Genomic DNA, 25,767 nt, shown 5'->3' with positions numbered 1-25,767 from the left:
GCTTGGGTGGGCCGGATGCCGGAACTCCCGGCAGCGTGGTGCCCTTTCCCGCTGCGCGTGCCGTTCAGCAGATCGGCTTCGAAAGGCTTGAACTGCTGAAAATCCTCGATCTCTATGGGAGGATGGTCGCGGCAGGCTTCTGGCGTGATTATGCGATGGACTTTGGCAAGGATGCAGCCGTTTTTGCGGCCTTCAAGCGCACGGCCGAGCGCCCTACTGCCCGCATCGAAAAGCGCCCTTCGCTGCGCGGCAAGCAAGGCATGTGGGCGCTGTTCGGCGAGGCGGGCCAAGTGCTCAAGCGCGGCCACGACCTCGCAGGCGTTCTCTCCCCGCTCGAACGCAAGCTGTTGAAGGTGGTCGAGGACTAGGGACCCTAGCCTTTCGGCTTGAGCAGGAAATTCATCCAGCAACTGGCAAGCGGCTTGGCCCGGTCCGCTTGCCATGCTTCGGCGCGGACGTTGGCGATGCGCCGTCCTGCACGGATCACTTCCCCGCGCGCGAAAGTTTCGACCGTGATGCCCCCCCTCAGGTACTCGACCGAGATGTTCACCGGCTTGATGCTGACCATCGTGTCTTCCTCGCCCAGTCCGGCGTGCAGAGCCATGATGGCGGCAATCTCGAGCATGCCCGCAATGGCCCCGCCATGAAGATAGCCGGGACGGCCCATCGCGCGGTCGGAGAAGTCCATGGCCAGAAGCGGAGCCCCGTCGAGCAATCCCGCTACCCGCATGCCCATCGAACGCGCATAGGGCGGGAGACGGTCTGACAGCATTCTTGCCTGATCCGTCACGTCGTCTTCTCCGGATCGCGAGACCAGCCGTCAGCTTCGACCTGAATGAAGATTCCGGCTGCATGCGCTACCGGGTCGGCAATGTCGCCATCGTGGGCAATGCCCCGGACGAATGCCATAGACTTCTTCAACTGATAGCATTCGGCCCATGCGATGATCGTCTTTCCGGGCGTCGCGGCCCGGACATAGTCCACTCGCAGGTCAAGAGTTACCTGAGGACGAAACCCGCCACGCAGTGCCCAAACCGACATCGAAGTTGCGTTGTCGAGCAGGCTGATGATTGGGCCGGACGCAAGAACGCCGGTTTCGGGATCGCCGACAAGGTCTTCTCGCCACGGTAAGGCCAGTTCGACCCAGTTCTCGCCATGCGTGCGGTACTGCATGCCGATGAAGCCGGTATGGCCATGGCGCGTCATGAACTTGCCGAACTTTGACGGATCGAAATTCAGGCCCGGCGGTATCGCGGGGCGGCCACCAGTGCTGTCAGGCTTGCTGTCCATCGGGATTTCACTGCCGCACGCCAAGCAGGAATACAAGTGGATTAAGCGCTTGGTTAAAATGCACTCCCCGCAAGCGCGTCGATGGCTCCCTGAAGGATCAGCGCAGCAGCATGGGAATCGATTCGTTCGGCCCGCTTGGCTCGGCTGAAATCCTGCTCGATCATTGCGCGTTGAGCGGCCTGCGTGGTCCAGCGTTCGTCCCAGAGCAGGATGGGCAGACCGATATCCTCAAGATTGCGCGCAATGGCCCGCGCGCCTTGCGAGCGCGGGCTCTCCGAACCATCCATGTTGAGCGGTAGTCCGATAACCAGACCGCGCACATCGCGCTCGGCGATCAATGCGGCGAGGCTGGCCTTGTCCGCCATGAACTTGCTTCGTTTGATCGTCTTGCCTGCCGTGGCGAATCGCCAATCCCGATCGCACAGGGCAATGCCGATGGTCTTCGTGCCCGTGTCGAGACCCATCAGCACGCCACCCTCGGGAAGTAGATCGCGCATTGAAAGGGCGGACTGGGTGATCACCTTGCGGCCTCTCCGCGTGCCTTTTCCCAAGCTGCGGTCCGCCGTCCGACGTCTGCGCGCAGGTTCGCCCAGAACAGCGGGATGTCATAGACGTGGTAATTATTGCCTGGCAGGACGAAAGGCCCGAGATCCGGCGGGTCTCCGATCATCAGCAAGCCGGTGCCGACATCGCAGCGGGCAGGGACGGCCTTGGCGATCATCTCGCCACTCTTCAGGTCCTTGCTGGGTTTGAGCGTGCCGAGGTTGGCCGAAGCGGGCGCCTGTCCGCCAATGCTCCCAGTAAGCGGGTTGGTGCAAAGCACGGGCCTTGCATCCTTGGCCTTTCCGTCAAGCGCGGGGCGCGTGCGATACGCCTCCAGCACAAGTTGCGGGTCGGCTGGTTCCGCAAAGCTCGACCAAGTCATGATGCAGCCAGTGGCATCGCTCCTGCTGCAAGCTGGCAGGCCAAGGGCGGGCAGGTCATGCTCTACGGAGATCGGCCACCCGATCGGGTAGGCCGCCACGACCCGGGCGGCCAGAGGTGTTCCGGCAACACGATCCTTCAAAAGGTGCATCAGGTGAAGTGCGCCCTGACTGTGCCCCGCCAGCACGATCGGAACATCAGACGGCGTTGCTGCCAGAAAGGCGTCAAAGGCCTGCCGGACATCGAGGTAGGCTGTATCCAAGGCCAGCTCGCCCTCGGCCTTGTCGGTGAGAAATGCACCGAAGGCGGCCTGCCGATAGCGCGGTGCCCATACCTGCGCCTGCTCATTGAAGGCAGAGGCCATTCCTTGGACGAAATAGGTCGCGCGGCGATTCGTATCGTTATCGTCGAGCGGGCCGTTCCAGCGTTCGCGCGCGAGATAGCTGGTCGGATGAATGAAGAACACTGCGGCAGATTTGCCCGGACCGACGCTCTTCTTCACTCCTTCGGGGAGCCACTGTGCAGGATCGTTGGCACCCAGACCAGGGCGGGCAAGCCACATCCGGTTGCCGGCATAGGCATCTGCGGGCAGCGGATCGAGTCGGGCGTAAGCCACGCGCGGTACGAACGCGAAGCGGCTGAGTTCGTTCTGCCAGATGCGCAGCACGAATAGCGCTGCAATGACCATCACGGCAAGCAAAGCGATAAGATAGAGGAACTTGCGGGCCATCAGTAGCGGACTTTCAGGCTGGATTGCGCTTTGCGTCGTTGCGCTCTGCCTGCCGCTCAAGTGCGATCTTGAGCATGGCAACGATCGGGTCGGCAAGCATCAGGCCGAGGATGCCGAACAGCAACCCGAACATGAGCTGTGCTCCCAAGACCAGCGCAGGTGCAAGATCGGCAGTACGCTTGGCCACCATCGGCACGATGATGTTTCCATCGACCGTCTGCACGATCACGTAGACCGCGATGCAGAACAGACCCATCTCCGTCCCGCCAGAGAAGCCGACCATGATCATCAGCGCACCCGAGATCGGTGCGCCGATGTTGGGCAGGAACGCCAGCAGCCCGGTCAGCAGGCCCAGCAGTGCCGCCATCGGCACGCCCCACCACGCAAGCAGTGCCCAGGTGGCCACGCCTTCGACAGCCATGCCAATGAGTCGTCCGAACAGCAGCATGCGCAGCGACTTGCCCATGCGCAGTGCGGTGCCTTCCCATTGCTCGCGGCTGTCTTCCGGCAGCAGCCAGGCAACGCCGCGCCGGTACAAGTCCGGCTCCAGCACGAAGTAGATCGAGAGGATGAAGATCAGGAAAGCTGTGGTGAAGCCGCCAAAGATACCCCCCAATGCCCGCGTCACCTGCCCGACGCTGCCCAGCACCTGACTGGCAATGCCTTGCAGATCGAAGCTTTGCATGGAAATGCCGTGGCCTTGCGCCCAAAGCGTGAGATTGCTGATCTGGGTCTGGATCACTTGGGGCAACTGTGCGGCCTGCTCCGCGATCTGCCCGCCGGCAAAGATGACAAGCCAGATAAGGAAGGCGAAAGCACCAAGAAGGACGAGGGTGATCCGCACACCGCGCGGCAGCCAAGGTGCGGCGCGCGCAATCAAGCGCTGCCCACCATCAATCATTGCTGCAAAGACCACGCCGCCGATGATCACCATGATCGGCTGAGCGAGCATCACTGCCAGAGCAAACAACCCGGCGATTCCGAGCCAGACCGTGGCTTTCTTGGCCTCGCGGCGGACCAGATCGTCAGTGATGTCGGTCGGGCCGGTACTCGTTGCCGGGCTCGTCTCGTCCATGCGTTTCAAGGCTCCCCTGTTTTGCCATCGGGTAGAGGCTGGCGCCGAATTTCAGGCCGCAGTCTGGTCCACGCACGGCCGTCGCGCAAGGCAGGCCACCACGTCGCCGGGTTCCAGTTTTCGCTGCCATCGAGCGAGAACGTGACGAATTCCGCTCGCCCGCCGACATTGGCAAGCGGCACCGGTCCGCCGAGTCCCCGTTCCTCGATCGGAGCACGGCTGTCTGCCGAATGGTCACGGTTGTCGCCCATCAGGAAGACATGGCCTTCAGGCACGCGCGTTTCCGGATAGTTGTCCAGCATCTGGTCCATGTGATCGATGATCACGTAGCTCGCGCCGTTGGGCAATGTCTCGCGAAAGGCGGGCAACTCATAGACTTCGCGCCCATCGGCAAGCCGCGTCTGGTAGCGTTCGAACATGTCGTAGCAAGGCGCGCCATCGCAGCTCAGTTGCGGGTCCGCCGGAATCTGTACCGGTGGCTCCGCCTGCTGCGGCACGAGCTTGCCGTTTAGGATGATCTGGCCGTGGATCACCGCGATTCGGTCTCCGGGAAGAGCCACAACGCGCTTGATGTAGTCCTCATCACGGTCAGGTGGAACCGCGATGACGATGTCGCCGTACTCCGGCGTCCGCGGCAGAATTCGCTCCTGCCCGCGCGGCAGGACGTGGAACGAGGCCGAGACCCACGACCATCCATAGGGATACTTCGAGACGATCAGCCGGTCGCCCACCAGCAGGTTGGGCATCATCGAGATCGACGGGATGTAGAAGGGCTTCGCTATCAGGCTGTGGAAGGTGACCACTGCTAGCAGCATTAGGAAGAGCCCTCGAATCTCGGCCCACCAATCCACGCCGCCGGGCGGGGGTGGGGGAGGGGAGACCTGTTCGGGCGAATGGTCGGACGGCTGTTCGGTCAAGCGTCGAGCTTTTCAGCAAGGGGGCGGGCCTCGATCACCACGAAGGCCTGTGCCCAGGGATGATCGTCGGTCAGTGTAAGGTGGACAACGGCTTGGTATCCCTCGGGCGTGATGGCGGCAAGGCGGGCTGATGCACCGCCGGTCAGCGCGAGAGTGGGCGCACCGGACTTGGCGTTGACCACCCCGATGTCTTTCATGAACACCCCGGCTTTGAACCCGGTTCCAACCGCCTTGGAGAAAGCTTCCTTGGCTGCAAACCGCTTCGCCAGCGTTCCGGCCATGGTATAGGGGCGGCGCGCGGCTTTCGCCTTTTCCACATCGGTGAATACGCGGTTGATGAACCGCTCGCCGAAGCGATCCAGCGAGTTCTGGATGCGTTCAATGTTGCAGAGGTCAGAGCCGATGGCGATGATCATGCGATCGCCTTCACCGAGCCTCATCCATCAGGTCGCGCATCCTCCGGACCGCGCTCTCCAGCCCGACGAAGATCGCCTCGCCTATAAGGTAATGCCCTATGTTCAGCTCCGCGAGCTGCGGTATCGCTGCAATCGGCTGAACGTTTTCATAAGTCAGCCCATGGCCTGCATGCGGCTCGATCCCATTGCGAGCAGCGAGTGCGGCCATATCTGCAATCCGCCTGAGTTCCACTGCGCGCTGCTCGCCATCCGCGTGGGCGTATTCACCAGTGTGGAGTTCAACCACTGGCGCGCCGAGCTTCATTGCAGCTTCGATCTGGCGCGCTTCGGGGGCGATGAACAGGCTGACGCGGATGCCTGCATCTCTGAGGCGCGAAACGATCGGTGCGAGTCGGTTATGCTGGCCTGCAGCGTCCAGCCCGCCTTCGGTGGTGCGTTCCTCGCGCCGTTCGGGCACGATGCAGGCGGCATGCGGCTTGTGACGCAGCGCTATCTCGACCATCTCCTCCGTCGCCGCCATTTCGAGGTTCAACGGCAGGTTGGTTGCCGCCTGAATCCGCGCAAGGTCCTCGTCGCGGATGTGTCGGCGATCTTCGCGCAAATGTGCAGTGATGCCGTCTCCGCCGACGCTGGCAACGATCTCCGCCGCGCGCACGGGATCGGGATGATCCCCGCCGCGCGCGTTGCGGATCGTCGCCACGTGATCAATATTGACGCCGAGGCGGAGGCGGCCCGGTACAAGCACGTTCATCAGGGCTTGGCCCGGCTGCCTGGCTTTACCGCTTCAGTCGCCGCGAGTTCGGGCGGCAACTCGTCTGGTGCGTAAGTCGGGAAGTTCAGCGCGACGAGCGGGAAGAAGGGCACGCCGAGATCGACGCTGCCTGCCGAACGGTCGACCAGAGACGCAGCCGCAATCACCACGCCGCCAGCTTCCTCGATCGCCTTGATCGCCTCGCGGCTGGAAAGCCCGGTGGTGACCACGTCTTCGACCATCAGCACCTTCTCGCCCGGGTTGAGCGAAAACCCGCGGCGCAGCTCGAACGTGCCAGTGGGACGCTCGACGAACATCGCCTCGACTCCGAGCGCGCGACCCATCTCATGGCCGATGATCACGCCGCCCATCGCTGGCGCCACGACCTTCTGGATCTGCTGGCGAAGCTCGCGCGGAATCTTCTGTGCGGTTGCCGCAGCAAGGCGCGATGCGCGCATCGGGTCCATCAGGACGCGCGCGCACTGAAGATAATGTGCGCTGTGCCGGCCCGATGAGAGGAGGAAGTGTCCCTCGAGCAGGGCTTGGCTGGCGCGGAATTCGGAAAGGATCTCGTCTTCGAGCATCGTTCTGCCTGAAATACTGCTGCAATGCACCGCAAATGGCCCTTGCCCGCGCCCGGGGCAACCCTTTTCGAACCCATGTGTAACCGAGTGTTACCGCCTTGCCCGAATGGCCATGGAAGCCCCATGAAAAATATGCGTTCTGCGGCTTGAGGCTTGTGACAGCTACGCGTATAGGCCGCTCCAATCGAGGGACTTAGGGAAGGGGCGAGAGCACCTTCCTGATGCAGCGCAACAAGCGCGCAAACAGGGAAAAAGCGGAAACTTTGACGATGAGTCTTGCCGATACCGCCCGTTCCATGGGCAAAGCTTTCCGGACATTTGGCCGGACCCTTGGCGTCGCTGCTGCGCTGACTTTCGGAGCTCAGGCGATGGCTGCTGCACCGGCTACGCCGGCTGCTGCTGAGGCGCCTGCGGCTGTAGCCAGCGATTCGGCAGCCGTTGCTGCCGCCGCGCCTGCTACCGCTGCTGCGGCTCCTGCCCCCGCTGCCGAAGCCGCTCCGGTTGACAAGGGGTACTACTCCCCGATGAAGCCGACGCCCGGCAAGGGTCAGCCGGTGGACAAGGGCTGGACCTTCCAGGACCAGTACTCGCCGACTGGCGAACAGGCGCTGTGGATGCACGACGTGATCCTCATGCCGATCATCGTCGCGATCTCGATCTTCGTGCTGATCCTTCTGGTGATTGTGGCTGCCCGCTTCAACAAGCGTGCGAACCCGGTCGCTTCCAAGACCAGCCACAACACGCTGATTGAAGTCGTCTGGACGCTGGTTCCGGTGCTGATCCTTGTGGTCATCGCTGTTCCGTCGATCAGGCTGCTCGCTCATCAATACGAGCCTGCTCCTAAGGGTGCGGTCACGGTCAAGGTTACCGGGTACCAGTGGTACTGGGGCTACACTTATCCCGATAACGGCGGTTTCGAAGTCATTTCGAACATGCTGTCGGAAGAAGATGCGCTCAAGGCCGGTGAGCCGGGCCACCTCGCGGTCGACAATCGCATGGTCGTTCCCGTTGGCGAGCCGATCCGCATCCAGACCATCGGTTCGGACGTGATCCACGCCTTTGCCGTGCCGTCGCTGTGGTTCAAGCTCGACGCCGTTCCGGGCCGTATCAACGAGAAGGTGCTCTTCATCAAGGAGCCGGGCCTCTATTACGGCCAGTGTTCCGAGCTGTGCGGCGCCCGTCATGGCTATATGCCGATCGCGGTGGAAGCCCTGCCGCGCGACAAGTTCGAGGCCTGGGTGAAGACCCAGCCCGGCGGCACCGTGGGTGCGGCTCCTGCCGCCCCTGCCGCCTGACGCGAAGTTCATGGACAAGGTTTGACCGAGATGGCCACCATTCCCGCAAACGAAGGTTTCGATGCGCATCACGATGCGCACGACCACGATCATGACCACAAGCCGGGCTTCTTTGCCCGCTGGTTCATGTCCACCAACCACAAGGACATCGGTACGCTCTACCTGATTTTCGCGATCTTCGCGGGGATCATCGGCGGAGCCGTGTCGGGCATCATGCGCGCCGAACTGGCCGAGCCGGGTATCCAGTACCTCGGCTGGTGGACCAACTTCGTCGGCGGCAATGCTGCCGATTTCAACCAGACGCTCCACATGTGGAACGTGCTGATCACCGCGCACGGCCTGATCATGGTGTTCTTCATGGTCATGCCCGCGATCATCGGCGGCTTCGGGAACTGGTTCGTTCCGATCATGATCGGCGCGCCGGACATGGCCTTCCCGCGCATGAACAACGTCTCGTTCTGGCTGACGTTCGTGGGCTTCTGCTCCCTCATGCTCTCGGCTTTCATGCCGGGTGGCACCGGTATTGGCGCTGGTACGGGCTGGACGGTCTACGCACCGCTCTCCACTTCGGGTTCGGTCGGTCCTGCTGTCGACTTCGCGATCTTCTCGCTCCACCTTTCGGGCGCTGGCTCGATCCTGGGCGCGATCAACTTCATCACCACCATCTTCAACATGCGCGCGCCGGGTATGACCCTGCACAAGATGCCACTGTTCGTATGGTCGGTGCTGGTCACCGCGTTCCTGCTGCTGCTGGCACTGCCGGTTCTGGCCGCCGCCATCACCATGCTGCTGACCGACCGTAACTTCGGCACGACGTTCTTCGATCCTGCCGGCGGTGGTGATCCGGTTCTCTATCAGCACCTGTTCTGGTTCTTCGGCCACCCCGAAGTGTACATCATGATTCTGCCGGGCTTCGGCATCATCAGCCAGATCATCTCGACCTTCTCGAAGAAGCCGGTGTTCGGCTACCTCGGCATGGCCTACGCCATGGTCGCGATCGGCGTGGTCGGGTTCATCGTGTGGGCACACCACATGTACACCACCGGCCTCGACGTGAACACAAAGATGTACTTCACCGCCGCAACCATGGTCATCGCGGTGCCGACCGGCATCAAGATCTTCTCGTGGATCGCGACGATGTGGGGCGGCAGCCTCGAGTTCAAGTCGCCGATGGTATGGGCAATCGGCTTCATCTTCCTGTTCACCGTGGGCGGCGTCACCGGCGTTGTGCTGGCGAACGGCGGCGTGGACGATAACCTGCACGACACCTACTACGTGGTCGCGCACTTCCACTACGTGCTGTCGCTGGGCGCGGTGACCTCGCTTTTCGCCGGGTTCTTCTACTGGTTCCCGAAGATGAGCGGCCGCATGCACTCCGAGTTCCTGAGCCACCTGCAGTTCTGGATCTTCTTCGTCGGCGTGAATCTGATCTTCTTCCCGATGCACTTCCTCGGGGTCCAGGGCATGCCGCGTCGCTATCCCGACTACGCAATGGCCTACTCGTACTGGAACAAGATCGCTTCGATCGGCTACGTCATCATGGCCGTCTCGATCGTGATCTTCTTCATCAACATCCTCTACGCCTTCCTTGCGGGCAAGAAGGCTGAAGCCAACTACTGGGGCGAAGGTGCGACGACGCTGGAGTGGACCCTGTCCTCGCCCCCGCCGTTCCACCAGTTCGAAACCCTGCCGGTGATCGACGACGTAGCTCACGCACACTGAGCCAGTCGTTGGCCCAAGGGCTGAGACACGAAAGGGCCTCCGGAGCACGATCCGGGGGCCTTTTTCGTTGCCGCTGCATTGCTGCAGGGACAGCCCTTTTAGGTGTCGGCTCGCCTCGTCCCCTTTCGCTTTCCATGAACGTCCGCTGCGCGTATAGGCGCGGCCAATCATGGATTCTGCACCCCCCCTTGGCTCGACCGTAGCCCTGCCCGCGGAGTGGCGCGATTTCTTCGCGCTGACCAAGCCGCGCGTGATGACGCTCGTCATCTTCAGCGGCCTGTGCGGCCTTCTTGCCGCTCCGGGCGAGATACACCCCGTCCTCGCCTTCACCGCCATCCTGTGCATCGCCATCGGTGCCGGTGGCGCGGCCGCGCTCAACATGTGGTGGGAAGCCGATCTCGATGCGGGGATGAAGCGTACCTCCAAGCGTCCGCTTCCGTCGGGTCGCATGGACCCCACATCGGCCCGTGACTTCGGCTTTGCGCTGTCTGGCGCTTCGATCGTGATCATGGGGCTGGGCGTGAACTGGCTCGCTGCTGCGATTCTCGCTTTCTCGATCTTCTACTACGCCTGGATCTACACGGTCTGGCTAAAGCCGCGCACACCGCAGAACATCGTGATCGGTGGCGGGGCAGGGGCGTTTCCGCCTCTGATCGGCTGGGTAGCAGTCACGGGCGACATCACGCTGATGCCGGTGCTGCTGTTCCTGATCATCTTCATGTGGACGCCACCACACTTCTGGGCACTAGCCCTGTTCGTGCAGATCGATTACGCCAAGGTCGGCATCCCGATGATGCCAGTGGTGGCGGGTGAGAAGTCAACCCGCCGCCAGATCCTGATCTACGCGCTGTTCCTTCTGCCAGTCACGCTCGCACCTTGGTGGATCGGCGGCACGGGCTGGGTCTATGGCGTTTCCGCGCTGGTGCTGGGTCTGGTCTTCGTGCTGCTCTCGATCAAGGTCGGGCTTCGCAAGACAGGTCCGGACGACAAGATGCTGCCGGAGAAGCGGCTGTTCGGATACTCGATCCTGTACCTTTTCGTCCTTTTCGGCATGCTGGCGGGGGACCGGCTTGCCACTGTCCAAGGCTGGCAATGATGAACGACCCCCTCGATCACGTGCATCTCTCCAAGGAAGAATCCGAGCTCTATCGGGCCCGGCAGCGCAGCCGCAACAAGGTCATGGGCATCGTGCTCGGCTCGCTCGCGATCCTTTTCTTCGCGATCTCCATCGTGAAAATCGCCGCGCAGGTGACGGGGAACCACTGACATGGCGACGATGCTCGCGCCGGATGCGCGGAAGAATCGCAAGGTCGCCCTGATCGCGGCCGGTGGGGCGCTGGCCATGCTTGGCCTAGGCTACGCCTCGGTGCCGCTTTATCGCCTGTTCTGTCAGGTCACCGGCTACGGTGGCACAACCCAGCGCGCAGATGCGGAAAAGCTCGCGGGCGTGAAAGTTGCAGGCAAGATGATCCGCGTCCGCTTTGACGCAAATACCGCGCCCGGCCTTCCGTGGATGTTCAAGCCGCAGCAGGTCACGCAAGACCTGCGCATCGGTGAACGCAAGATCGCGACATTCGAGGCCCGGAACCTTTCCGGCCGCCCGATCACCGGCACGGCGATCTTCAACGTCTCGCCCGAACAGGCAGGCAAGTATTTCAACAAGATTCAGTGCTTCTGCTTCACCCAGCAGAAGCTGACGCCGGGTCAGGACGTGCGCATGCCAGTGATCTATTATGTGGATCCGGCGATTCTCGACGATCCGGGCGCGAACAACATCGAGGAGATCACGTTGAGCTATACGTTCAACGAGACCCCGGAAAGCGCGGCGCAAGCCCGCAATTCTGCTGAGGGCAAGCCTATCGCTCTCTTGGCAGAAAAGCCTCTGGACCGCGCGCAAGTGCGGCGATAAAGGCCCAAGTGAACTGCGCCCGAAGCGTCCTGCTGCGGGCTAGCCATTACGACCAGACTGACTGGGGGAATTGAGGCGATCATGGCCGGCGCAAAGAACCACGATTATCATATCCTTCCGCCCGACGTGTGGCCCTTCATCGGTGCCATCTCGGCGCTGACGATGACCAGCGGCGGCGTGCTCTACATGCACAAGATGGCCGGTGGCCATGCCGTGTTCTTCGCAGGCCTGCTGGGCGTGATCGTCACGTTCTTCTCGTGGTTCGGCAAGATCATCAAGGAAGCCCACGCAGGCGACCACACCCCCGTCGTTCAGCTTCACCAGCGCTACGGCATGATCCTGTTCATCGCTTCGGAAGTGATGTTCTTCGTCGGCTGGTTCTGGGCCTTCTTCGACTTCTCGCTGTTTCCTTCGACGCTGGCCGAAGTGGTCGGTGGCCAGTGGCCGCCCAAGGCGATCGAGGCGGTCATGGACCCGTTCGACCTGCCGCTGCTCAATACGCTGATCCTGCTCTGCTCGGGCACGACGCTCACCTGGGCGCACCACGCGCTGATCCATGGTGACCGTGAAGGCCTCAAGAAGGGCCTGTGGGCCACGATCATCCTCGGCGCCGTGTTCTCGATGATCCAGGCTTACGAGTATGCGCACGCACCGTTTGCCTTCGGTACCAACACCTATGGCTCGGCCTTTTACATGGCCACCGGGTTCCATGGCTTCCACGTGATTGTCGGCACGATCTTCCTGGTCGTCTGCCTGATCCGCGCATACAAGGGCCACTTCACCCCGCGCCAGCACTTCGGTTTCGAAGCGGCCGCGTGGTACTGGCACTTCGTCGACGTGGTGTGGCTGTTCCTGTTTGTCGCCATCTACGTGTGGGGCGGCTGGGGCTACAAGATCCACTGATGCCAGACGGCGAAAGCCAGAAAACGAAGGGGCAGCCGGGAATTACCCAGGCTGCCCTTTTCGGTTTGTGCCCGCGCTGCGGCGCCAAGGGGCTGTGGGCAGGGCCTGCCGCACTGACAGAGCAATGCGGCTCTTGCGCGCTTGAATTCGAGCGTCATGAACCACGCGGACGCGGCATGTACGTCGTCGTACTGCCGGTCACGATCTTGCTGGTTCTGGCGGCATTGAAGCTTGATGATTTGATCCAGCTACCGATCTGGGCATTGATAGCCCTTTGGGGCGTCGTGGTGCCAATTGTGGTGACCGGCGCGCTGCGCTTCGCCAAGACAGTGGCGCTGTTCGCGCGACTCGACAGAGAAGGACTGCTGTAATGCGGCGCGTGCCGATCGTTTCCACTGTCATCGTCATCGCTGCCGTCCTGACGATGATCGGGCTTGGCGTCTGGCAGCTTGAGCGCCTCCAGAGGAAGCAGAACCTGCTCGCGCATTATGCCACCGCGATGAGCGATTCGGTGGAGGCCTCGTTCCCCTCGGCAAACCCGGAGGAAGTGGAAGCCGTGCTGTTTCGCCGTGCCACGGTCGATTGCCGCTTCACCTCGCAATGGAACTCGATCTCCGGTCGCAACACGAGTGATGAGGCTGGCTACGTCCACATCGTGCTGTGCGGCATTGACGGCAATCGCACGGCCTATGTTCAGGCAGGCTGGACCCAAGGGCCGCAGCATCCTGACTGGAAGGGCGGCAAGGTCAGCGGCCTGATCGCACCCTATATCGGCGGCACTGCCCGCCTGATCGCCGATCCGCCCGCTCCTGGTTTCACCGCCAGTGCCAGGCCCGACCCCAACGACATCCCCAACAACCATCTCGCCTATGCCGTGCAATGGTTCTTTTTCGCAGGCGTTGCGCTCGTCATCTACGTGCTCGCCCTGCGCAAGCGTTGGCGCGAGCGCGGTTGACGCCTGAATCCTTGCCCTTTGCCCCCATGGCCGCTAACCGCGCAAACCCATGAAGTACGTCAGCACCCGGGGGCAGGCACCCTCGCTCGATTTCCAGGGCGTCACGCTCGCAGGCCTCGCTTCCGATGGCGGTCTTTACGTGCCCGAGACCTGGCCGCAGTTCAGCGCGGACGAGATCGCCGCGATGGCCGGGCTGCCCTACGCCAAGCTGGCGCAGACGATCATGCAGCCCTTCGTGGGCGATTGCCTGACGCCGGAACGCCTGCTCGAATTGTGCGAGCAGGCCTATGGCCGCTTCGCCCACGCCGCCGTAGTGCCGCTCAAGCAGCTCGATGAAACCCAGTGGGTGCTCGAACTCTTCCACGGCCCCACTCTCGCGTTCAAGGACGTCGCGCTCCAGTTGCTCGGCCTGCTGTTCGAGGAATTCCTCGCGCGTGGTGACGATCACATCACCATCGTCGGTGCCACCTCGGGCGACACAGGCTCTGCCGCCATCGACGCGGTCGCCGGTCGCGCCAAGGTCGACATCTTCATGCTCCACCCGCATGGCCGCGTGTCCGACGTGCAGCGCCGCCAGATGACCACGGTCATCGCGCCCAACGTCCACAACATCGCCATCGACGGCAGCTTCGACGACGCCCAGGCAATGGTGAAGCGCATGTTCAACGACAGCGCGATGACGAGCCGCTTCGGCATCGCGGCAGTGAACTCGATCAACTGGGCCCGCCTCATGGCGCAGGTGGTCTATTACTTCTACGCCGCGCTCCAGCTCGGCGCGCCGCAGCGCAAGGTTGCGTTCTCGGTGCCCACCGGAAACTTCGGCGATGTGTTTGCCGGATACGTGGCAGCGAAGATGGGCCTGCCGATCGAGCGCCTGATCGTTGCTACCAACGTCAACGACATTCTCCACCGTGCGCTCTCGACCGGCGACTATTCGGCCAGCACGGTCACGCCCACCGCTGCGCCCTCGATGGACATTCAGGTCTCCTCGAACTTCGAACGCCTGCTGTTCGACGGCTGCGGTCGCGATGGTTCGGCGATGGCCGGGCAGATGAAGCACTTCGAAGCCACCAAGGCGATGCAGCTGACCAACCAGCAGCGCGAATCGGCGGCAGAACTGTTCACCTCCGAGCGCGCGGATGCCGGACAGATGGCCAATGCCATGCGCTGGGCTTACGAGGCCTGCGGCGAAGTGCTGGACCCGCACACCGCCATCGGCCTTCACGCCGCGCGTGTTGCCGAGGGCATCCCGGCAGGCATCCCCATTGTCACGCTTGCGACCGCACACCCGGCAAAGTTCGTCGATGCGGTCGAGCGCGCCACCGGCGTGCGCCCCGGCCTGCCGTCGCGAGTGGGAGACCTGTTCGAACGCGAGGAGCGCTACGACCGCCTCCCCGGCGAGTACGACGCAGTCGCCGCCTACGTTGCCGAGCGCGCGACGCTCAAACATGGCTGATCTCGATCTTCAGCCCAAGCTGATGGTCGGTGAGGGCTGGGCGGACTTCGTCCTGCTCGACTCTGGTCATGGCCGAAAGCTGGAGCAATACGGCCCGCATCGTTTCATCCGCCCCGAACCGCAGGCGATGTGGACTCCGCGGACGGCCGATTGGCGCGCCGATGCCGAGTTCGTTCCCGGTTCCGACGAGGACGGCGGCGGGCGCTGGCAATTTGACCGGCCCGTACCCCGCGATGGCTGGGAGCTTGGCTGGAACGACGTCCGCTTCACCGCCTCTTGTACTCCCTTCCGCCATCTTGGCTTCTTTCCGGATATGGCCCCGGTGTGGGACTGGATGGGCGAACGCCTTGAAGGAAAAGCGGAAGCGCAGACCCTGAACCTGTTCGGCTACACCGGCGTCGGCACGCTGGCTTTGTCCGAATACGGCCCCGTCACGCACGTCGATGCATCGAAGAAGTCCGTCGCGCAGGCCCGCGCCAACGCCCAGCTTTCGGGAATGGCCGAGCGCCCGGTCCGCTGGATCGTCGACGATGCCGCCAAGTTCACCGCCCGCGAAGTCCGCCGCGGACGCCGCTACGACGGCATTATCCTCGATCCGCCCAAGTTCGGCCGCGGGCCCGATGGTGAAGTCTGGCGGCTTGAGGAAAGCCTCCCCGGCCTCGTTGTCGATTGCGCAAATCTGCTTGATGCCGACAGCCGCTTCCTGTTCCTCACCGTCTATGCCGTGCGAATGTCCTCGCTGGCCATTGCCGGGCTGCTGGCCGAAGCGCTGAAGGACTTGCCCGGAACGATCGAACACGGCGACCTTTGCATCCGCGAGCAGGGCGAGGGCGGACGTCACCTGCCCACGGCGATCTTCGCTCGCTGGAAAAACTGAAATCCCCCAGGCGCAATGGACTTGAGCCTGCGCCGGTGCCAAAGAGCGCATCCCATGTCCGACAGCCTGATCCTCGAAGTCGCCAATCTTGAAACCGATGTCCTCACCGGGATCTATTCGGAAGAGACCGGCCGCCCACAGCCGCTGCGCATCACGATGCGTGTCGGGCTCAAGCAACAGGACCGGTACACCCCTGATTGCCCGCTCACGGCCAGCAAGAATTACATGGACCTCAAGTTCGCAGCCACCGAAGGTTTGCCCAAGGGGGTGCATTTCAAGCTGATCGAGGCCGTGGCAGATCACATCATCGAAACGCTGATGCTGCAGGATGATCGGGTGATGTGGATTGAAGTGAAGATCGTGAAGCTGGCGATCAGCGAGAACGGCGAGGAAATCGGCATTACGCTGAAACGCGAGAGGAAGGCCTGATGGCAGATCCGCTGTTCCGGCCGCTCGCGCTGGTAACCGGCGGCTGGCGGCGAATTGGCGGAGCGATTGCCCGAAAGCTGGCGACCGAAGGCTGGGACCTTGCCCTCCACGCCCATCGCGCCTCCACTTTCGATCAAGAGTTCAAGGCGCAGCTCGAATGGCTCGGCGCTGTGGTCCATCCGGTATCGGGTGATCTCGAAGATCCGGCCTATCCGCCGCGCCTGCTTGCCGAGGTGACCACCCTTGCCGGCCGCTCGCCCGACCTGCTGGTGAACTGCGCCTCGCTGTTCCACGATGACCGTGCCGATACGATCACGTCGGAGGAACTCGAACAGCATTTTCGCGTCAACCTGTTTGCCCCCCTGCTGCTGACGCGCGCATTCGCAGAGGCCTTGGGCGAACGCACCGGTTCGGTGGTCAACATCCTCGATCAGCGTGTGCTCAACCCGGTGCCCGACCAGATCAGCTATACGTTGTCCAAACAGGCCCTGCACGCCTCGGTGCGCACAATGGCAAGGGCCATGGCTCCGAGGGTGCGTGTCAATGGCGTGGCCCCCGGCCTTATCCTGCCAACGGCGGATTACGATGCCGAGCAATGGCGCAGGCTGGAGGAGATCATGCCGCTCAAACGCTTGCCCGGCGCGGACGAAATCGCCGATGCTGTCCATTACCTTGCGGCTGCAAAATCGGTTACCGGGCAGACTTTGTTCGTCGATGCAGGCGCAGCCCTTGAATCTTATGCACGCGACTTCGTATACCTAGAGAAGTGACAGCGCCTTCGCCCTTGATTGACCGGTTCGCCCGCCGGATCACCTATCTCCGTCTTTCGGTGACTGACCGCTGCGATCTGCGCTGCGCCTACTGCATGCCTGAACGCATGGAGTTCCTGCCCAAGGCAGAAGTCCTGACTCTGGAAGAGTTGCACCGCCTCTCGCTCCACTTCATCGCCCGGGGCGTCCGCAAGATCCGCCTGACCGGCGGCGAACCGCTCGTCCGCCGCGACATGATCGATCTGGTCCGCGCCCTTGGCCGCAAGCTCGGGGACGGGCTTGATGAGCTGACCATGACCACCAACGGCACGCGCCTCGCCGAATTTGCCGACGATCTCGCGGCGGCAGGGGTGAAGCGCATCAACGTCTCGCTCGATACGCTTGATCGCGAGGCATTCTGCAAGCTTTCCCGCCGCGACATGCTGCCGCAAGTGCTCGAAGGCATTGCTGCTGCTAAGGCTGCGGGCCTCAAGGTCAAGATCAACGCCGTCGCTCTGAAGGACATCAACGAGGCCGAACTGCCCTCTCTGATCGAATGGGCGCACGGGGCAGGGCACGACATGACCCTGATCGAGGTCATGCCTTTGGGCGAGGTCGAGGGTGACCGGTTCGATCATTACCTCCCGCTTGATGCCGTGCGCCGTGATCTCGAAAAGAGCTGGACTCTGACAGACAGCAGCGCAAGTTCCGGCGGTCCTGCGCGCTATGTCGACATCGCCGAAACCGGCGGACGCCTCGGCTTCATCACTCCGCTCACCGGCAACTTCTGTGCCGGTTGCAACCGTGTTCGCGTCACCGCCACCGGCCAACTCTACATGTGCCTCGGCGGCGAGGGCCGCGTGGATTTGCGCGCTGCGCTACGTTCCGATGATTCCGACGGCGCGCTGTCAGAATGCTTTGCCCGCGCCATGGGCGAAAAGCAGGAGCGCCATTCCTTCGTGATCGACAAGCCCGGCGGGGCCCCTGCGGTCTCGCGCCACATGTCGACGACGGGCGGCTGAACCGTGGCAAGGCTGGTGTTCATGGGACGGCTCGAGGACGTGGCCGGGATGGCCGAGATGTCCGTTGCTCCGGGGCCGGTCGAGCAGGTGCTCGCCACCCTCGACCCCGCACTCGCGGTCCAGCTTCTGGGCGAAAAAGTCCGCATGGCCCACAATGGCCGTCTGCTCACCGACGTTGGCGGCGTGGTCCTTGCCGAGGGTGACGAACTTGCCTTCCTTCCGCCGGTCAGCGGTGGCTGACGTCCGCCTTTCGCTCGACGCGTTCGATCCGGCGGCAGAGATCGCCTCTTTCAATGCGCGCCACCGCTACGCGGGCGGCATCGTCATGTTCCTTGGCCAGGTCCGCGATTCGGGCGGGGTCGAGGCGTTGGAACTCCAGCACTATGAACCGATGACCTTGCCCGGGATGGAGGAGCTGGCTCGCGTCACGCAGATGCGCTGGCCTCTCGAGGGCCTGCTGATCCTGCATCGCAGCGGCATGATGTATCCCGGCGATGCCATCGTGCTGGTCTGTGCTGCCGCACGCCATCGTCGCGATGCCTTTGCCGCAGCCGATTTTGCGATGGACCACCTCAAGAGCGAATCCTGGTTCTGGAAACGCGAGAAGACCGCGGCAGGCTGGCGCTGGGTCGAACCACGGCCTGAGGATCACGAAGATATTTCGCGCTGGCGGGCATGAATCCGCGCGCAGTTTGATTCCCGTCAAGGAATCCCCCTTGGCAGTGCTGCATCAAGGCTCCGTTACAAGGAGCCCAGTCCATGAGCATGCACATCGCTTCCGACCGGATCGAGCAGGTCGCCGATATTGTCGCCCAACCGCAACAGACGGTCGTTGACCGCAACTTCGGCCTGCCCGGCGGGCTCTATGCCGTCTCGGCTGGCGGCTATCTCGCCTTCATCGCGATGATGGCTTCGATTTTCGGCAATGGCGAACTGGCCATTCCGATGACAATCTTCGTGCTGTTCATCGCCTGCGCCTTTGGCATCCCCGCCGTCTGGACCAAGCTTGGCGCAGACCGCCATCCCGATGCGCTGGGCTGGTATGATTTCCGCCGCAAGGGCATCCAGACCCTCTCGGGCAAGCTCGATGCAAATTCGGCCATAGCGCAGGTGCTGATCCTGCCGGTGCTGATCGCGGTCTAGGGCATGGCAATTGCGGTGATCGTCGCCACCGTTCGCTGACCGTTACAACCTACCCCCCGAAGGGCGCTGCGCATCCCCCGCGCGGCGCCCTTTTCCTTATCCGGCGAGCTGCCCCAGCAGCGAATCGATGACCTTGGTTTCGCTTTCGACCAACGCTTCCACTTCGCGGCGCGCTTCGCGCACGGCATTCAGGTCTGCGTCCGATCCATCGACCGCGCGATTGCTCGCCTCGTTCTCAAGCCGGTCCAGTTCGGCCAGCGGCAGTCCTGCCTGCGCCCGCGCAGATTCGAGCCGCGCGAGTTCAACCGAGGCAACCGACCAGCTTTCGCTACCTTTGGAAGCGCCGCGGGCAGCACTCACGGCCCGCGTTGCCGATCCGCGTGCAGCTTCGAAAGTGGCGTGGGCCTTGGCGGCCTTGTCTCTCAGCCCTGCAAGACGCGCGGCCATGCCTTCTGACATGACAGCAGGGGACGTCGGCGCAGGAGCGGTGCCTGTTGGCACCCGGTAGGCAGTCTCTGCCGGTCTGAGGGCGAGCGAGGGGAACCGGTCGCGGTCGGCACAGCCACTGACGAGCAGGGCGAAGCCGAGAGTTGCGACAGTTACGATGTTTGTATTGCGCCGGACCATGGCTGCGCCATAGCATGGCTGGCAGCACTCGCCAGCGTCCAGTGCGCTCGGCCGTCCATGCGTGCCTGATTTTGCCCGCGAGTCCGCCAAGATCGCATTGACACGGGGCCCGCGTTTGACTATCCGCGCCACTCTTTCCGGGACCCTGCACGCAGCGGGGTAACGGTGTGTTGCCCTCAGTCAGCGATTCGCAGGCGTTGGGCGCCTCATTTGGAATCGCCTCGGGCAACCGCAGGCTTTTGGAACGGATACACAGAACGATGTTCGCAATCGTGCGCACGGGCGGCAAGCAGTATCGGGTCGCCGCCGGAGACAAGATCGCGGTCGAGAAGCTGGCAGGCGAAGCCGGCGACAAGATCACGCTGGGTGAAGTCCTCCTCGCCGGTGACGGCGATTCGCTGGCTGACGCCGCGAAGATCACTGTCTCGGCAGAGATCATCGCTCAGGCGAAGTCGGAGAAGGTGATCGTGTTCAAGAAGCGCCGTCGCCACAACTATCGCCGCCGCAACGGTCACCGCCAGCAGATGACCCTGCTGCGCATCGTCTCGGTCGCCTGAGCGCAAACGGAATTCGGAGTAATCTGAGATGGCACACAAGAAAGCAGGCGGCTCTTCGCGCAACGGTCGCGACTCAGCCGGTCGTCGCCTCGGCGTCAAGAAGTTCGGCGGCCAGGAAGTGGTCGGCGGCAACATCATCATCCGCCAGCGTGGCACCCGCGTGTACCCGGGCGCCAACGTCGGCATGGGCAAGGATCACACCTTGTTCGCGCTCGGCGAAGGCCGCGTACGCTTCCATGCCGGCAAGCTTGGACGCAAGTACGTATCGGTCGACGTGCAGGCCGAAGCGGCAGAATAACCGGATGGTCATACAAAGGGCCATCCCGATGGGGTGGCCCCGCCAGCGCTCAGTCGCTGGCCGATAGAGGGAGAGGGCCCCGCCCGTCTCCCTCTTTTCACGTCTCCCTCGGACGCAACCCCGCTCTCTCGCATTCGGACGCAAAGCCCGTCCGATCCGGCGCAGGGCGCAATACCTCTGTCACGTCAACCGCTTAGAGGATCGCTGGCAGAGGGGCCGACGAAGGAGATTTCCAATGTTCATTCGCAGCGAACGCCTGTTCCTGCGGCCCGGCTTCCCCGAGGACTGGGCCGAACTCCACGCCCTGATCGATGACGAGGCGGTCGTGCGCCATCTTGCGCGCGCGCCCTGGCCCTACGGGCCGGAGGACGCCAAGACCTTCGCCTCGTTGCCACAGGCAGGCAGGCACCCGCACTTCCTCATCACGCTTCCGGGCGGGCACGGCTCGCGTCTGGTCGGTTGCGTCGGCCTTGCACGCTATGGCGATGAGACGGAGTTGGGCTACTGGATCGGTCGGCGTCATTGGGGGCAGGGCTATGCCACCGAAGCGGTCCGCGCGGTGCTCGCGTTCGCGCGCTCTCTTGGGCACCGTCGCGTGGTCGCAACGCCGTTCGCCGACAACGCGGCCTCGGCCCGCGTCCTCGCCAAGGCGGGTTTCCGCTCGACCGGAGAAGTGCGCCAGATCTCGAGCCCCGCGCGGAGCGGACCGGTTAGTGCACTGGTCCACGCGATAGACCTCCTGGCCCCGGTCGATTGCGACGGACCACAAGATGGCGGGTTCGAGCCCATGCGACGCGCGGCTTGATCCGCCTACGTCATCCAATTCTCGTCGCCCCGGCGCAGGCCGGGGCCCATTGCGTTTAAGGATAGCACATGGATCCCGGCCTTCGCCGGGATGACGGCTGGAACTGTAGGAGGGCTGTCTCAGCCTTTCATCACCGCATCGGGAAACTCGCTGTCCGACTTGGCGATCAGCGCCCGATCATCGTGCTGCCATGGGTGGAAACCCGGCAGGAAGTAGCTGATCCAAGCCGGGAAGATGCGGCGGATCACGCCCGGCTTCCACAGCAGGTAAGCGGCGAGCTTCCACTTCCACTTCGCGCCGGTCAGTCCGTCCTGCGCGAGCAGGTCGAGCGTGTCCTCGATACGGTGCGTGATGAAGTTCTTCGTCACCACCACCATCATAAGGCTTTTCACCTTCCAGCGCTTCCAGCGGCTCCAGTCGCGGGTGGCGTGCAACCAGGTGTCGTAGGCGACACCCTTGTGCTCGATCTCCTCGATCGCATGCCAGCGCCACATGTCCGCGGCTTCCTGTTCGGCTCCGGCAAAGTGGGCAGGGTTGGCAAGGAACTCGTGCGCCATCATCGCGGTGTAGTGTTCCAGCGCCATAGTCGCGGCAAGGTTGAGGATCACCGGGCGATCCTTGGTCAGCGCCAGCATTTCCTCGACGCGCTTGTCGATGCGGGCGATGTCATACCCTGCATTCTCCGCCGCGCGGTTGAACGCCACGTGCTCACGCGTGTGGTTGATCTCCTGCCGCACGAACGCGCGGATTTCTGCTTCCAGCTTGGGCGGCACGCCATCGCGATGCGCCTTCACTGCCTCGATGAAAAAGGCTTCGCCACGCGGGAAGGTGGCTGAGAGAGCGTTGTGCCACGCCGTCGCCACTGGATCGTTGTTCAGCCACCAGCGGCCCGCAGGCTCATTGCGGCCAAAGCGACGGTCGCGTATCGTGATCGTCAGGTCCGAAGGGGTGGGCACGGCCTTGCCGGAAGTGGCGGCGCGCTCTAGTGCGATCGTGGGGGTCATGGCGGTCATGAACGACAATCTAGGCGTGCTTACACCAATGTCAATAAGGAAGAGGCTTCCGCCCGAAGAAAGCCGCATGGCCGCGCTCGAGGCTGCACGTGCCCTGCTGGTGGAAACCGGTCCGCAGGCCGTCACGCTCAAGGCCGTGGCGGGGCGGATCGGCAGGACCCACGCCAACCTGCTGCATCACTTCGGCTCGGCAGCGGGTTTGCAAAAGGCGCTGGCCAAGCACCTTGCCGAAACCATCTGCGCCACGATTCGCGATGCTGTGATTGCCAGTCGCTCCGGCATCGGCAAACCGCGCGATGTTGTTGACCTCACGTTCGACGCTTTCGACCGTGAAGGCGCGGGCGCGCTCGCCTCATGGATGCTGCTCTCGGGCAACGAAGACGCGCTCGATCCGATCGTTGATACGATCCACGATCTCGTCGTAGATCTCGAGGAATACAGTTCGGACGCCCAGCGCAGCACCACGCTGGCGCTCACGCTCATGGCCCTGGGTGATGCGCTGATGGGCGGGCCGCTGGCCAAAGGCCTCGAACTGCCGCGGACCGCTGCGCGCGATCGTGCCGAGCAGATGCTGATCGAAGGAATAGCTGCAACGCAGGCTACTCAGGCGCCGTAAGCTCCATCCATCCGGGCACGAGGTCATCGGAGATTTCCTCCACCCGGCGATGGTCGACGGCCAGTCCAAGCTCCGGATAGGCCACGCGCTGCCGCGCCGGGTCAGACCGGTCCAGCGGTACCACCACAAGGCGGCGGTTGACCTTCTGCCGCCAGTTCATCCGCGCCGTGTTCTCCTGCCCGACATAACAGCCCTTGGTGAAGCTGACGCCGTTCAGGTCCACCGCATTGCATTCCAGCCAGAGCACGTCCCCATTGCCAAGCTCTGCCTGACCCTCGGTCACTCCAAGCTTCAGGCGATGCGCTTTCCACGCCTCGTCGGCGGGCTGGTCATCCGTTGAAACCGGTGCAATCCAGCGCTGGCCCAGCGCGCTCAGACGCGGATCACCCGCCCCGCCGTCGCCCGGATGAGCTTCCCAGAAAACGCCGAGCCCATCGACGCGCTCGATTCCGATCTTGCGCCGCAGACTGTACAACGTCAGCCGCTTGACCAGCGCATCGGCCGCTTGCGCCTCGCAATCGATAAGGAGCGCGTCGACACCGTCCGGCCAGACAAGGAAGTCGAACAGCACCTTGCCTTGCGGGCTGAGCAGCGCAGTCCACACCGGCAGCGCGCCCTTCACGTCATTGGTAACAAGTCCCTGCAGAAACCCCGCAACGTCCTCTCCCGGTTCCAGCGGGGAAAGGCGGACAAGGGCACGGTCGAACAGACGGGAAGGCGTGTTGGTCATGGCTGGTAGATAGGCAGCGCCGCCGCTAAGGGGAAGCCCATGGACACGACGACTCTCACCATTCGCCGCCCCGATGACTGGCACACCCACTTGCGCGACCGCGACGTGCTGGTCGGCGTCGTCCCCTACACCGCCCGCCAGTTCGCCCGCGCTATCGTCATGCCCAACCTGTCCCCGCCGATGACGGACGTTGCGGGCGTTGCCGCCTATCGCGACCGCATCCTTGCCGCGCTCCCCGAAGGCACCGACTTCACCCCGCTGATGACGCTGTACTTGACCGATTCGACCGACACCGCCGAAGTCGAGCGCGGGTTTGCCGAGGGCGTCTTCGTCGCCGCCAAGCTCTATCCCGCCCACGCCACCACGGGATCGGCCCACGGTGTGACCGACATCCGTAACATCTACCCCGTGCTCGAAGTCATGCAGCGCATCGGCATGCCGCTGCTGATCCATGGCGAGGTCACCGACAGCCACGTCGACATCTTCGATCGCGAAGCCGTGTTCATTGAGCGCACGCTGACGAAGCTGGTGGCCGATATGCCAGAGCTGCGCATTGTGTTCGAACACATCACCACCGAGGAAGCCGCGCAGTTCGTCGAAGGGGCAGGTCCGAACATCGCAGCAACGATCACCCCGCAGCACCTCCACATCAACCGCAACGCCATGCTCGTCGGCGGCATCCGCCCGCATGCGTTCTGCCTGCCCGTAGCCAAGCGCGAAAAGCACCGTCTCGCCCTGCGAAAGCTGGCGACGTCCACGTGCGAGCGCGTATTCCTCGGCACCGACACCGCACCCCACGCCAAGCATCTCAAGGAAGCTGCCTGCGGCTGCGCTGGCATCTTCAACGCCCCCTTCGCGCTCGAAAGCTACGTCACCGTGTTCGACGAGGAAGGCGCGCTCGACCGGTTTGAAGCCTTCGCCTCATTGAACGGCCCCGCGTTCTACCGGATGCCGGTCAACGAAGGCACGATCACGCTGGAGAAGGCGCCGGTCACCGTCCCCGAAGTGGTCGACTGCAACGGCACGATGATCGTGCCGTTCCATGCAGGCGAAACGCTGAACTGGCGGCTGGCCTAACGGCACGCGCGGGCGCGCTTGGCCATGTCCCAGCTATAGAGCGCAATCGCCGCCCAGATCAGCGCGAAGCAGGCGAGGCGGGTCGCATCGAGCGACTCGCCGAACACCGTCAGCCCGAGGATGAAGCTCAGGGTGGGCGAAAGAAACTGCACGAAGCCCAGCGTGGAAAGCGGCAGGCTGCGCGCGGCGATGGCAAAGAGCAGAAGCGGGATCGCTGTTGCAACGCCTGAAGCAATGACCAGCGGCGTGGTGTAGCCGCCCGCCAGAAGGCTGCTTCCTTGCGCAGAATTGCCTGCCAGGGCCACTGCCACCACCGCGGGTATGAACAGCATGGCCGTCTCGATCGTCAGCCCCGGCAAAGCGCCCACCGGAGCCTGCTTGCGCACGAAGCCATAGAACGCGAACGAGAACGCCAGCGACAGCGCGACGGCCAGCGTGTCCACCGCTCCGCTCAGCAGCAGCGCGATTCCAGCCCCTGCCAGAGCGACCGCCGCCCATTGTACGCGCGTCAGCCGTTCCCCCAGAAAAGCGGTGCCGAGCACCACGTTGAGCAGCGGATTGATGTAGTATCCAAGGCTCGTCGCCAGAACGTGCCCGTTGTTGATCGCGATGACGAAGATCAGCCAGTTCGATCCGATCAGCAGAGCGCTCAAGGCCAGCAGGCCCATTACTCGCCGGTCGCCGATGGCCGCCCGCACGTCGGGCCATTGCCGCCGCGCCCAGACGATCACACAGCAGACCGGCACCGTGAATACCACGCGCCAGCCCACCAGTTCGAGCGGCGGTACGGCGTGCAAGGCCTTGAAATAAAGCGGAAGCAGGCCCCAGATCACGTAGGCGATCAGGGCTGCCGCAAGGCCGCGCCGGAAGGTGGTGGATTCGCTCATCTCTGCGCCC

The 25,767-nt window shown here is 63.3% G+C and carries 35 protein-coding genes; 22 read left to right on the top strand and 13 right to left on the bottom strand.

The window, feature by feature from the left end; all coding sequences use genetic code 11:
• The first annotated feature begins 35 nt into the window (after positions 1-35).
• Positions 36-368, top strand: coding sequence for a DUF2794 domain-containing protein (locus ACZ1JX_RS11070; protein ID WP_465123610.1), 333 nt, complete (start codon positions 36-38; stop codon positions 366-368).
• 5 nt (positions 369-373) lie between these two features.
• Here ACZ1JX_RS11070 and ACZ1JX_RS11065 read toward each other — a convergent pair whose 3' ends face one another.
• The 9 genes from ACZ1JX_RS11065 to pyrE are packed head-to-tail and all read right to left on the bottom strand — an operon-like array spanning position 374 to position 6,687.
• Positions 374-772: a PaaI family thioesterase gene (locus ACZ1JX_RS11065; RefSeq protein ID WP_465126399.1), complete on the bottom strand. Its 399-nt coding sequence runs from the start codon at positions 770-772 to the stop codon at positions 374-376.
• 14 nt (positions 773-786) lie between these two features.
• Positions 787-1,290, bottom strand: coding sequence for a PaaI family thioesterase (locus tag ACZ1JX_RS11060; protein WP_465123609.1), 504 nt, complete (start codon positions 1,288-1,290; stop codon positions 787-789).
• Positions 1,291-1,343: 53 nt separating this feature from the next.
• Positions 1,344-1,787, bottom strand: a complete 444-nt coding sequence (gene ruvX / locus ACZ1JX_RS11055; RefSeq protein ID WP_465123608.1) for a Holliday junction resolvase RuvX — start codon at positions 1,785-1,787, stop codon at positions 1,344-1,346.
• A 20-nt stretch (positions 1,788-1,807) separates the two neighbouring features.
• Positions 1,808-2,944, bottom strand: coding sequence for a DUF3089 domain-containing protein (locus ACZ1JX_RS11050; protein ID WP_465123607.1), 1,137 nt, complete (start codon positions 2,942-2,944; stop codon positions 1,808-1,810).
• Positions 2,945-2,957: 13 nt separating this feature from the next.
• Entirely contained in the window at positions 2,958-4,019 is a 1,062-nt protein-coding gene (locus tag ACZ1JX_RS11045) for an AI-2E family transporter (RefSeq protein ID WP_465123606.1), read from the bottom strand.
• A gap of 5 nt (positions 4,020-4,024) precedes the next feature.
• Positions 4,025-4,936, bottom strand: coding sequence for a signal peptidase I (lepB, locus tag ACZ1JX_RS11040; RefSeq protein WP_465123605.1), 912 nt, complete (start codon positions 4,934-4,936; stop codon positions 4,025-4,027).
• Positions 4,933-5,352 (bottom strand): holo-ACP synthase, encoded by a 420-nt coding sequence (acpS, locus tag ACZ1JX_RS11035; protein ID WP_465123604.1) that lies wholly within the window; start codon positions 5,350-5,352, stop codon positions 4,933-4,935. Before acpS ends, lepB begins: the two co-directional genes overlap by 4 nt.
• A 10-nt stretch (positions 5,353-5,362) precedes the next feature.
• Positions 5,363-6,103, bottom strand: a complete 741-nt coding sequence (locus ACZ1JX_RS11030) for a pyridoxine 5'-phosphate synthase (protein ID WP_465123603.1) — start codon at positions 6,101-6,103, stop codon at positions 5,363-5,365.
• Positions 6,103-6,687 carry an orotate phosphoribosyltransferase gene (gene pyrE / locus ACZ1JX_RS11025; RefSeq protein WP_144905504.1) on the bottom strand — a complete coding sequence of 195 codons (585 nt, stop codon included), beginning with the start codon at positions 6,685-6,687 and terminating at the stop codon, positions 6,103-6,105. The genes ACZ1JX_RS11030 and pyrE overlap by 1 nt, the downstream gene beginning before the upstream one ends.
• A 296-nt stretch (positions 6,688-6,983) precedes the next feature.
• On the opposite strand from pyrE, the gene coxB reads away from it, so the two are divergent.
• The 16 genes from coxB to ACZ1JX_RS10945 all read left to right on the top strand — a co-directional run bounded on the left by coxB (position 6,984) and on the right by ACZ1JX_RS10945 (position 19,147).
• Positions 6,984-7,982 carry a cytochrome c oxidase subunit II gene (gene coxB, locus ACZ1JX_RS11020; protein ID WP_465123602.1) on the top strand — a complete coding sequence of 333 codons (999 nt, stop codon included), beginning with the start codon at positions 6,984-6,986 and terminating at the stop codon, positions 7,980-7,982.
• Between the two features lie 30 nt (positions 7,983-8,012).
• A complete protein-coding gene (gene ctaD / locus ACZ1JX_RS11015; RefSeq protein WP_465123601.1) occupies positions 8,013-9,704 on the top strand; it encodes a cytochrome c oxidase subunit I in 1,692 nt (563 codons plus the stop codon).
• Between the two features lie 169 nt (positions 9,705-9,873).
• Entirely contained in the window at positions 9,874-10,800 is a 927-nt protein-coding gene (locus tag ACZ1JX_RS11010; RefSeq protein WP_465123600.1) for a heme o synthase, read from the top strand.
• The gene (locus ACZ1JX_RS11005) at positions 10,797-10,970 is read left to right on the top strand and encodes a hypothetical protein (protein ID WP_465123599.1); all 174 of its coding nucleotides are present in this window, start codon (positions 10,797-10,799) and stop codon (positions 10,968-10,970) included. The genes ACZ1JX_RS11010 and ACZ1JX_RS11005 overlap by 4 nt, the downstream gene beginning before the upstream one ends.
• A gap of 1 nt (position 10,971) precedes the next feature.
• A complete protein-coding gene (locus ACZ1JX_RS11000) occupies positions 10,972-11,613 on the top strand; it encodes a cytochrome c oxidase assembly protein (RefSeq protein WP_465123598.1) in 642 nt (213 codons plus the stop codon).
• A gap of 81 nt (positions 11,614-11,694) precedes the next feature.
• Positions 11,695-12,516, top strand: a complete 822-nt coding sequence (locus ACZ1JX_RS10995) for a cytochrome c oxidase subunit 3 (RefSeq protein WP_465123597.1) — start codon at positions 11,695-11,697, stop codon at positions 12,514-12,516.
• Positions 12,516-12,887, top strand: coding sequence for a DUF983 domain-containing protein (locus ACZ1JX_RS10990; protein ID WP_465123596.1), 372 nt, complete (start codon positions 12,516-12,518; stop codon positions 12,885-12,887). Before ACZ1JX_RS10995 ends, ACZ1JX_RS10990 begins: the two co-directional genes overlap by 1 nt.
• Positions 12,887-13,471: an SURF1 family protein gene (locus ACZ1JX_RS10985; protein ID WP_465123595.1), complete on the top strand. Its 585-nt coding sequence runs from the start codon at positions 12,887-12,889 to the stop codon at positions 13,469-13,471. The genes ACZ1JX_RS10990 and ACZ1JX_RS10985 overlap by 1 nt, the downstream gene beginning before the upstream one ends.
• A 49-nt stretch (positions 13,472-13,520) precedes the next feature.
• Positions 13,521-14,927: a threonine synthase gene (thrC, locus tag ACZ1JX_RS10980; protein WP_465123594.1), complete on the top strand. Its 1,407-nt coding sequence runs from the start codon at positions 13,521-13,523 to the stop codon at positions 14,925-14,927.
• Positions 14,920-15,804 carry a class I SAM-dependent methyltransferase gene (locus ACZ1JX_RS10975; protein ID WP_465123593.1) on the top strand — a complete coding sequence of 295 codons (885 nt, stop codon included), beginning with the start codon at positions 14,920-14,922 and terminating at the stop codon, positions 15,802-15,804. The genes thrC and ACZ1JX_RS10975 overlap by 8 nt, the downstream gene beginning before the upstream one ends.
• Before the next feature lie 54 nt (positions 15,805-15,858).
• The gene (locus tag ACZ1JX_RS10970) at positions 15,859-16,233 is read left to right on the top strand and encodes a dihydroneopterin aldolase (RefSeq protein WP_465123592.1); all 375 of its coding nucleotides are present in this window, start codon (positions 15,859-15,861) and stop codon (positions 16,231-16,233) included.
• Positions 16,233-17,003: an SDR family oxidoreductase gene (locus ACZ1JX_RS10965; protein WP_465123591.1), complete on the top strand. Its 771-nt coding sequence runs from the start codon at positions 16,233-16,235 to the stop codon at positions 17,001-17,003. The genes ACZ1JX_RS10970 and ACZ1JX_RS10965 overlap by 1 nt, the downstream gene beginning before the upstream one ends.
• The gene (gene moaA / locus ACZ1JX_RS10960) at positions 17,000-18,004 is read left to right on the top strand and encodes a GTP 3',8-cyclase MoaA (RefSeq protein ID WP_465123590.1); all 1,005 of its coding nucleotides are present in this window, start codon (positions 17,000-17,002) and stop codon (positions 18,002-18,004) included. The genes ACZ1JX_RS10965 and moaA overlap by 4 nt, the downstream gene beginning before the upstream one ends.
• Before the next feature lie 3 nt (positions 18,005-18,007).
• Positions 18,008-18,244 carry a MoaD/ThiS family protein gene (locus tag ACZ1JX_RS10955; protein WP_465123589.1) on the top strand — a complete coding sequence of 79 codons (237 nt, stop codon included), beginning with the start codon at positions 18,008-18,010 and terminating at the stop codon, positions 18,242-18,244.
• On the top strand, positions 18,237-18,683 hold the full coding sequence (locus tag ACZ1JX_RS10950) for a molybdenum cofactor biosynthesis protein MoaE (protein ID WP_465123588.1): 447 nt from the start codon (positions 18,237-18,239) through the stop codon (positions 18,681-18,683). Before ACZ1JX_RS10955 ends, ACZ1JX_RS10950 begins: the two co-directional genes overlap by 8 nt.
• An 80-nt stretch (positions 18,684-18,763) precedes the next feature.
• Positions 18,764-19,147, top strand: coding sequence for a hypothetical protein (locus ACZ1JX_RS10945; protein ID WP_465123587.1), 384 nt, complete (start codon positions 18,764-18,766; stop codon positions 19,145-19,147).
• A gap of 96 nt (positions 19,148-19,243) precedes the next feature.
• Here ACZ1JX_RS10945 and ACZ1JX_RS10940 read toward each other — a convergent pair whose 3' ends face one another.
• Positions 19,244-19,774, bottom strand: a complete 531-nt coding sequence (locus ACZ1JX_RS10940) for a hypothetical protein (protein WP_465123586.1) — start codon at positions 19,772-19,774, stop codon at positions 19,244-19,246.
• Between the two features lie 260 nt (positions 19,775-20,034).
• On the opposite strand from ACZ1JX_RS10940, the gene rplU reads away from it, so the two are divergent.
• From rplU to ACZ1JX_RS10925, 3 genes are all read left to right on the top strand, one after another.
• Positions 20,035-20,331 (top strand): 50S ribosomal protein L21, encoded by a 297-nt coding sequence (rplU, locus tag ACZ1JX_RS10935; protein ID WP_465123585.1) that lies wholly within the window; start codon positions 20,035-20,037, stop codon positions 20,329-20,331.
• 28 nt (positions 20,332-20,359) lie between these two features.
• Positions 20,360-20,629 (top strand): 50S ribosomal protein L27, encoded by a 270-nt coding sequence (gene rpmA / locus ACZ1JX_RS10930; RefSeq protein ID WP_465123584.1) that lies wholly within the window; start codon positions 20,360-20,362, stop codon positions 20,627-20,629.
• 235 nt (positions 20,630-20,864) lie between these two features.
• Positions 20,865-21,434: a GNAT family N-acetyltransferase gene (locus tag ACZ1JX_RS10925; RefSeq protein WP_465123583.1), complete on the top strand. Its 570-nt coding sequence runs from the start codon at positions 20,865-20,867 to the stop codon at positions 21,432-21,434.
• 119 nt (positions 21,435-21,553) lie between these two features.
• Here ACZ1JX_RS10925 and ACZ1JX_RS10920 read toward each other — a convergent pair whose 3' ends face one another.
• The gene (locus tag ACZ1JX_RS10920; RefSeq protein ID WP_465126398.1) at positions 21,554-22,438 is read right to left on the bottom strand and encodes a metal-dependent hydrolase; all 885 of its coding nucleotides are present in this window, start codon (positions 22,436-22,438) and stop codon (positions 21,554-21,556) included.
• A gap of 37 nt (positions 22,439-22,475) precedes the next feature.
• Here ACZ1JX_RS10920 and ACZ1JX_RS10915 point away from each other — a divergent pair, with 37 nt between their 5' ends.
• Positions 22,476-23,063 (top strand): TetR/AcrR family transcriptional regulator, encoded by a 588-nt coding sequence (locus tag ACZ1JX_RS10915; RefSeq protein ID WP_465123582.1) that lies wholly within the window; start codon positions 22,476-22,478, stop codon positions 23,061-23,063.
• On the opposite strand, the gene ygfZ is transcribed toward ACZ1JX_RS10915, so the two are convergent.
• Positions 23,047-23,793, bottom strand: a complete 747-nt coding sequence (gene ygfZ / locus ACZ1JX_RS10910; protein WP_465123581.1) for a CAF17-like 4Fe-4S cluster assembly/insertion protein YgfZ — start codon at positions 23,791-23,793, stop codon at positions 23,047-23,049. The two genes, ACZ1JX_RS10915 and ygfZ, sit on opposite strands and share 17 nt — an antisense overlap.
• 39 nt (positions 23,794-23,832) lie before the next feature.
• Between ygfZ and pyrC the strand changes: the two genes are divergently transcribed.
• Positions 23,833-24,870, top strand: coding sequence for a dihydroorotase (gene pyrC, locus ACZ1JX_RS10905; protein ID WP_465123580.1), 1,038 nt, complete (start codon positions 23,833-23,835; stop codon positions 24,868-24,870).
• Here pyrC and rarD read toward each other — a convergent pair.
• The gene (gene rarD / locus ACZ1JX_RS10900; protein WP_465123579.1) at positions 24,867-25,757 is read right to left on the bottom strand and encodes an EamA family transporter RarD; all 891 of its coding nucleotides are present in this window, start codon (positions 25,755-25,757) and stop codon (positions 24,867-24,869) included. The genes pyrC and rarD overlap by 4 nt on opposite strands.
• Positions 25,758-25,767: the final 10 nt, after the last annotated feature.

It is taken from the genome of Novosphingobium sp. BL-A-41-Hi4A-0G (assembly GCF_055521735.1).
This window is presented reverse-complemented; position numbering and strand designations above follow the sequence as displayed.

Coding starts and splice junctions, on each gene's coding strand:
- ACZ1JX_RS11065 (WP_465126399.1), bottom strand. CDS start 772: ATGCTGTCAGACCGTCTCCCGCCCTATGCGCGTTCGATGGGCATGCGG.
- ACZ1JX_RS11060 (WP_465123609.1), bottom strand. CDS start 1,290: ATGGACAGCAAGCCTGACAGCACTGGTGGCCGCCCCGCGATACCGCCG.
- ruvX (WP_465123608.1), bottom strand. CDS start 1,787: ATGCGCGATCTACTTCCCGAGGGTGGCGTGCTGATGGGTCTCGACACG.
- ACZ1JX_RS11050 (WP_465123607.1), bottom strand. CDS start 2,944: ATGGCCCGCAAGTTCCTCTATCTTATCGCTTTGCTTGCCGTGATGGTC.
- ACZ1JX_RS11045 (WP_465123606.1), bottom strand. CDS start 4,019: ATGGACGAGACGAGCCCGGCAACGAGTACCGGCCCGACCGACATCACT.
- acpS (WP_465123604.1), bottom strand. CDS start 5,352: ATGATCATCGCCATCGGCTCTGACCTCTGCAACATTGAACGCATCCAG.
- ACZ1JX_RS11030 (WP_465123603.1), bottom strand. CDS start 6,103: ATGAACGTGCTTGTACCGGGCCGCCTCCGCCTCGGCGTCAATATTGAT.
- pyrE (WP_144905504.1), bottom strand. CDS start 6,687: ATGCTCGAAGACGAGATCCTTTCCGAATTCCGCGCCAGCCAAGCCCTG.
- coxB (WP_465123602.1), top strand. CDS start 6,984: ATGGGCAAAGCTTTCCGGACATTTGGCCGGACCCTTGGCGTCGCTGCT.
- ctaD (WP_465123601.1), top strand. CDS start 8,013: ATGGCCACCATTCCCGCAAACGAAGGTTTCGATGCGCATCACGATGCG.
- ACZ1JX_RS11010 (WP_465123600.1), top strand. CDS start 9,874: ATGGATTCTGCACCCCCCCTTGGCTCGACCGTAGCCCTGCCCGCGGAG.
- ACZ1JX_RS11005 (WP_465123599.1), top strand. CDS start 10,797: ATGATGAACGACCCCCTCGATCACGTGCATCTCTCCAAGGAAGAATCC.
- ACZ1JX_RS11000 (WP_465123598.1), top strand. CDS start 10,972: ATGGCGACGATGCTCGCGCCGGATGCGCGGAAGAATCGCAAGGTCGCC.
- ACZ1JX_RS10995 (WP_465123597.1), top strand. CDS start 11,695: ATGGCCGGCGCAAAGAACCACGATTATCATATCCTTCCGCCCGACGTG.
- ACZ1JX_RS10990 (WP_465123596.1), top strand. CDS start 12,516: ATGCCAGACGGCGAAAGCCAGAAAACGAAGGGGCAGCCGGGAATTACC.
- ACZ1JX_RS10985 (WP_465123595.1), top strand. CDS start 12,887: ATGCGGCGCGTGCCGATCGTTTCCACTGTCATCGTCATCGCTGCCGTC.
- thrC (WP_465123594.1), top strand. CDS start 13,521: ATGAAGTACGTCAGCACCCGGGGGCAGGCACCCTCGCTCGATTTCCAG.
- ACZ1JX_RS10975 (WP_465123593.1), top strand. CDS start 14,920: ATGGCTGATCTCGATCTTCAGCCCAAGCTGATGGTCGGTGAGGGCTGG.
- ACZ1JX_RS10970 (WP_465123592.1), top strand. CDS start 15,859: ATGTCCGACAGCCTGATCCTCGAAGTCGCCAATCTTGAAACCGATGTC.
- ACZ1JX_RS10965 (WP_465123591.1), top strand. CDS start 16,233: ATGGCAGATCCGCTGTTCCGGCCGCTCGCGCTGGTAACCGGCGGCTGG.
- ACZ1JX_RS10945 (WP_465123587.1), top strand. CDS start 18,764: ATGAGCATGCACATCGCTTCCGACCGGATCGAGCAGGTCGCCGATATT.
- ACZ1JX_RS10940 (WP_465123586.1), bottom strand. CDS start 19,774: ATGGTCCGGCGCAATACAAACATCGTAACTGTCGCAACTCTCGGCTTC.
- rplU (WP_465123585.1), top strand. CDS start 20,035: ATGTTCGCAATCGTGCGCACGGGCGGCAAGCAGTATCGGGTCGCCGCC.
- rpmA (WP_465123584.1), top strand. CDS start 20,360: ATGGCACACAAGAAAGCAGGCGGCTCTTCGCGCAACGGTCGCGACTCA.
- ACZ1JX_RS10925 (WP_465123583.1), top strand. CDS start 20,865: ATGTTCATTCGCAGCGAACGCCTGTTCCTGCGGCCCGGCTTCCCCGAG.
- ACZ1JX_RS10920 (WP_465126398.1), bottom strand. CDS start 22,438: ATGACCCCCACGATCGCACTAGAGCGCGCCGCCACTTCCGGCAAGGCC.
- ACZ1JX_RS10915 (WP_465123582.1), top strand. CDS start 22,476: ATGTCAATAAGGAAGAGGCTTCCGCCCGAAGAAAGCCGCATGGCCGCG.
- ygfZ (WP_465123581.1), bottom strand. CDS start 23,793: ATGACCAACACGCCTTCCCGTCTGTTCGACCGTGCCCTTGTCCGCCTT.
- pyrC (WP_465123580.1), top strand. CDS start 23,833: ATGGACACGACGACTCTCACCATTCGCCGCCCCGATGACTGGCACACC.
- rarD (WP_465123579.1), bottom strand. CDS start 25,757: ATGAGCGAATCCACCACCTTCCGGCGCGGCCTTGCGGCAGCCCTGATC.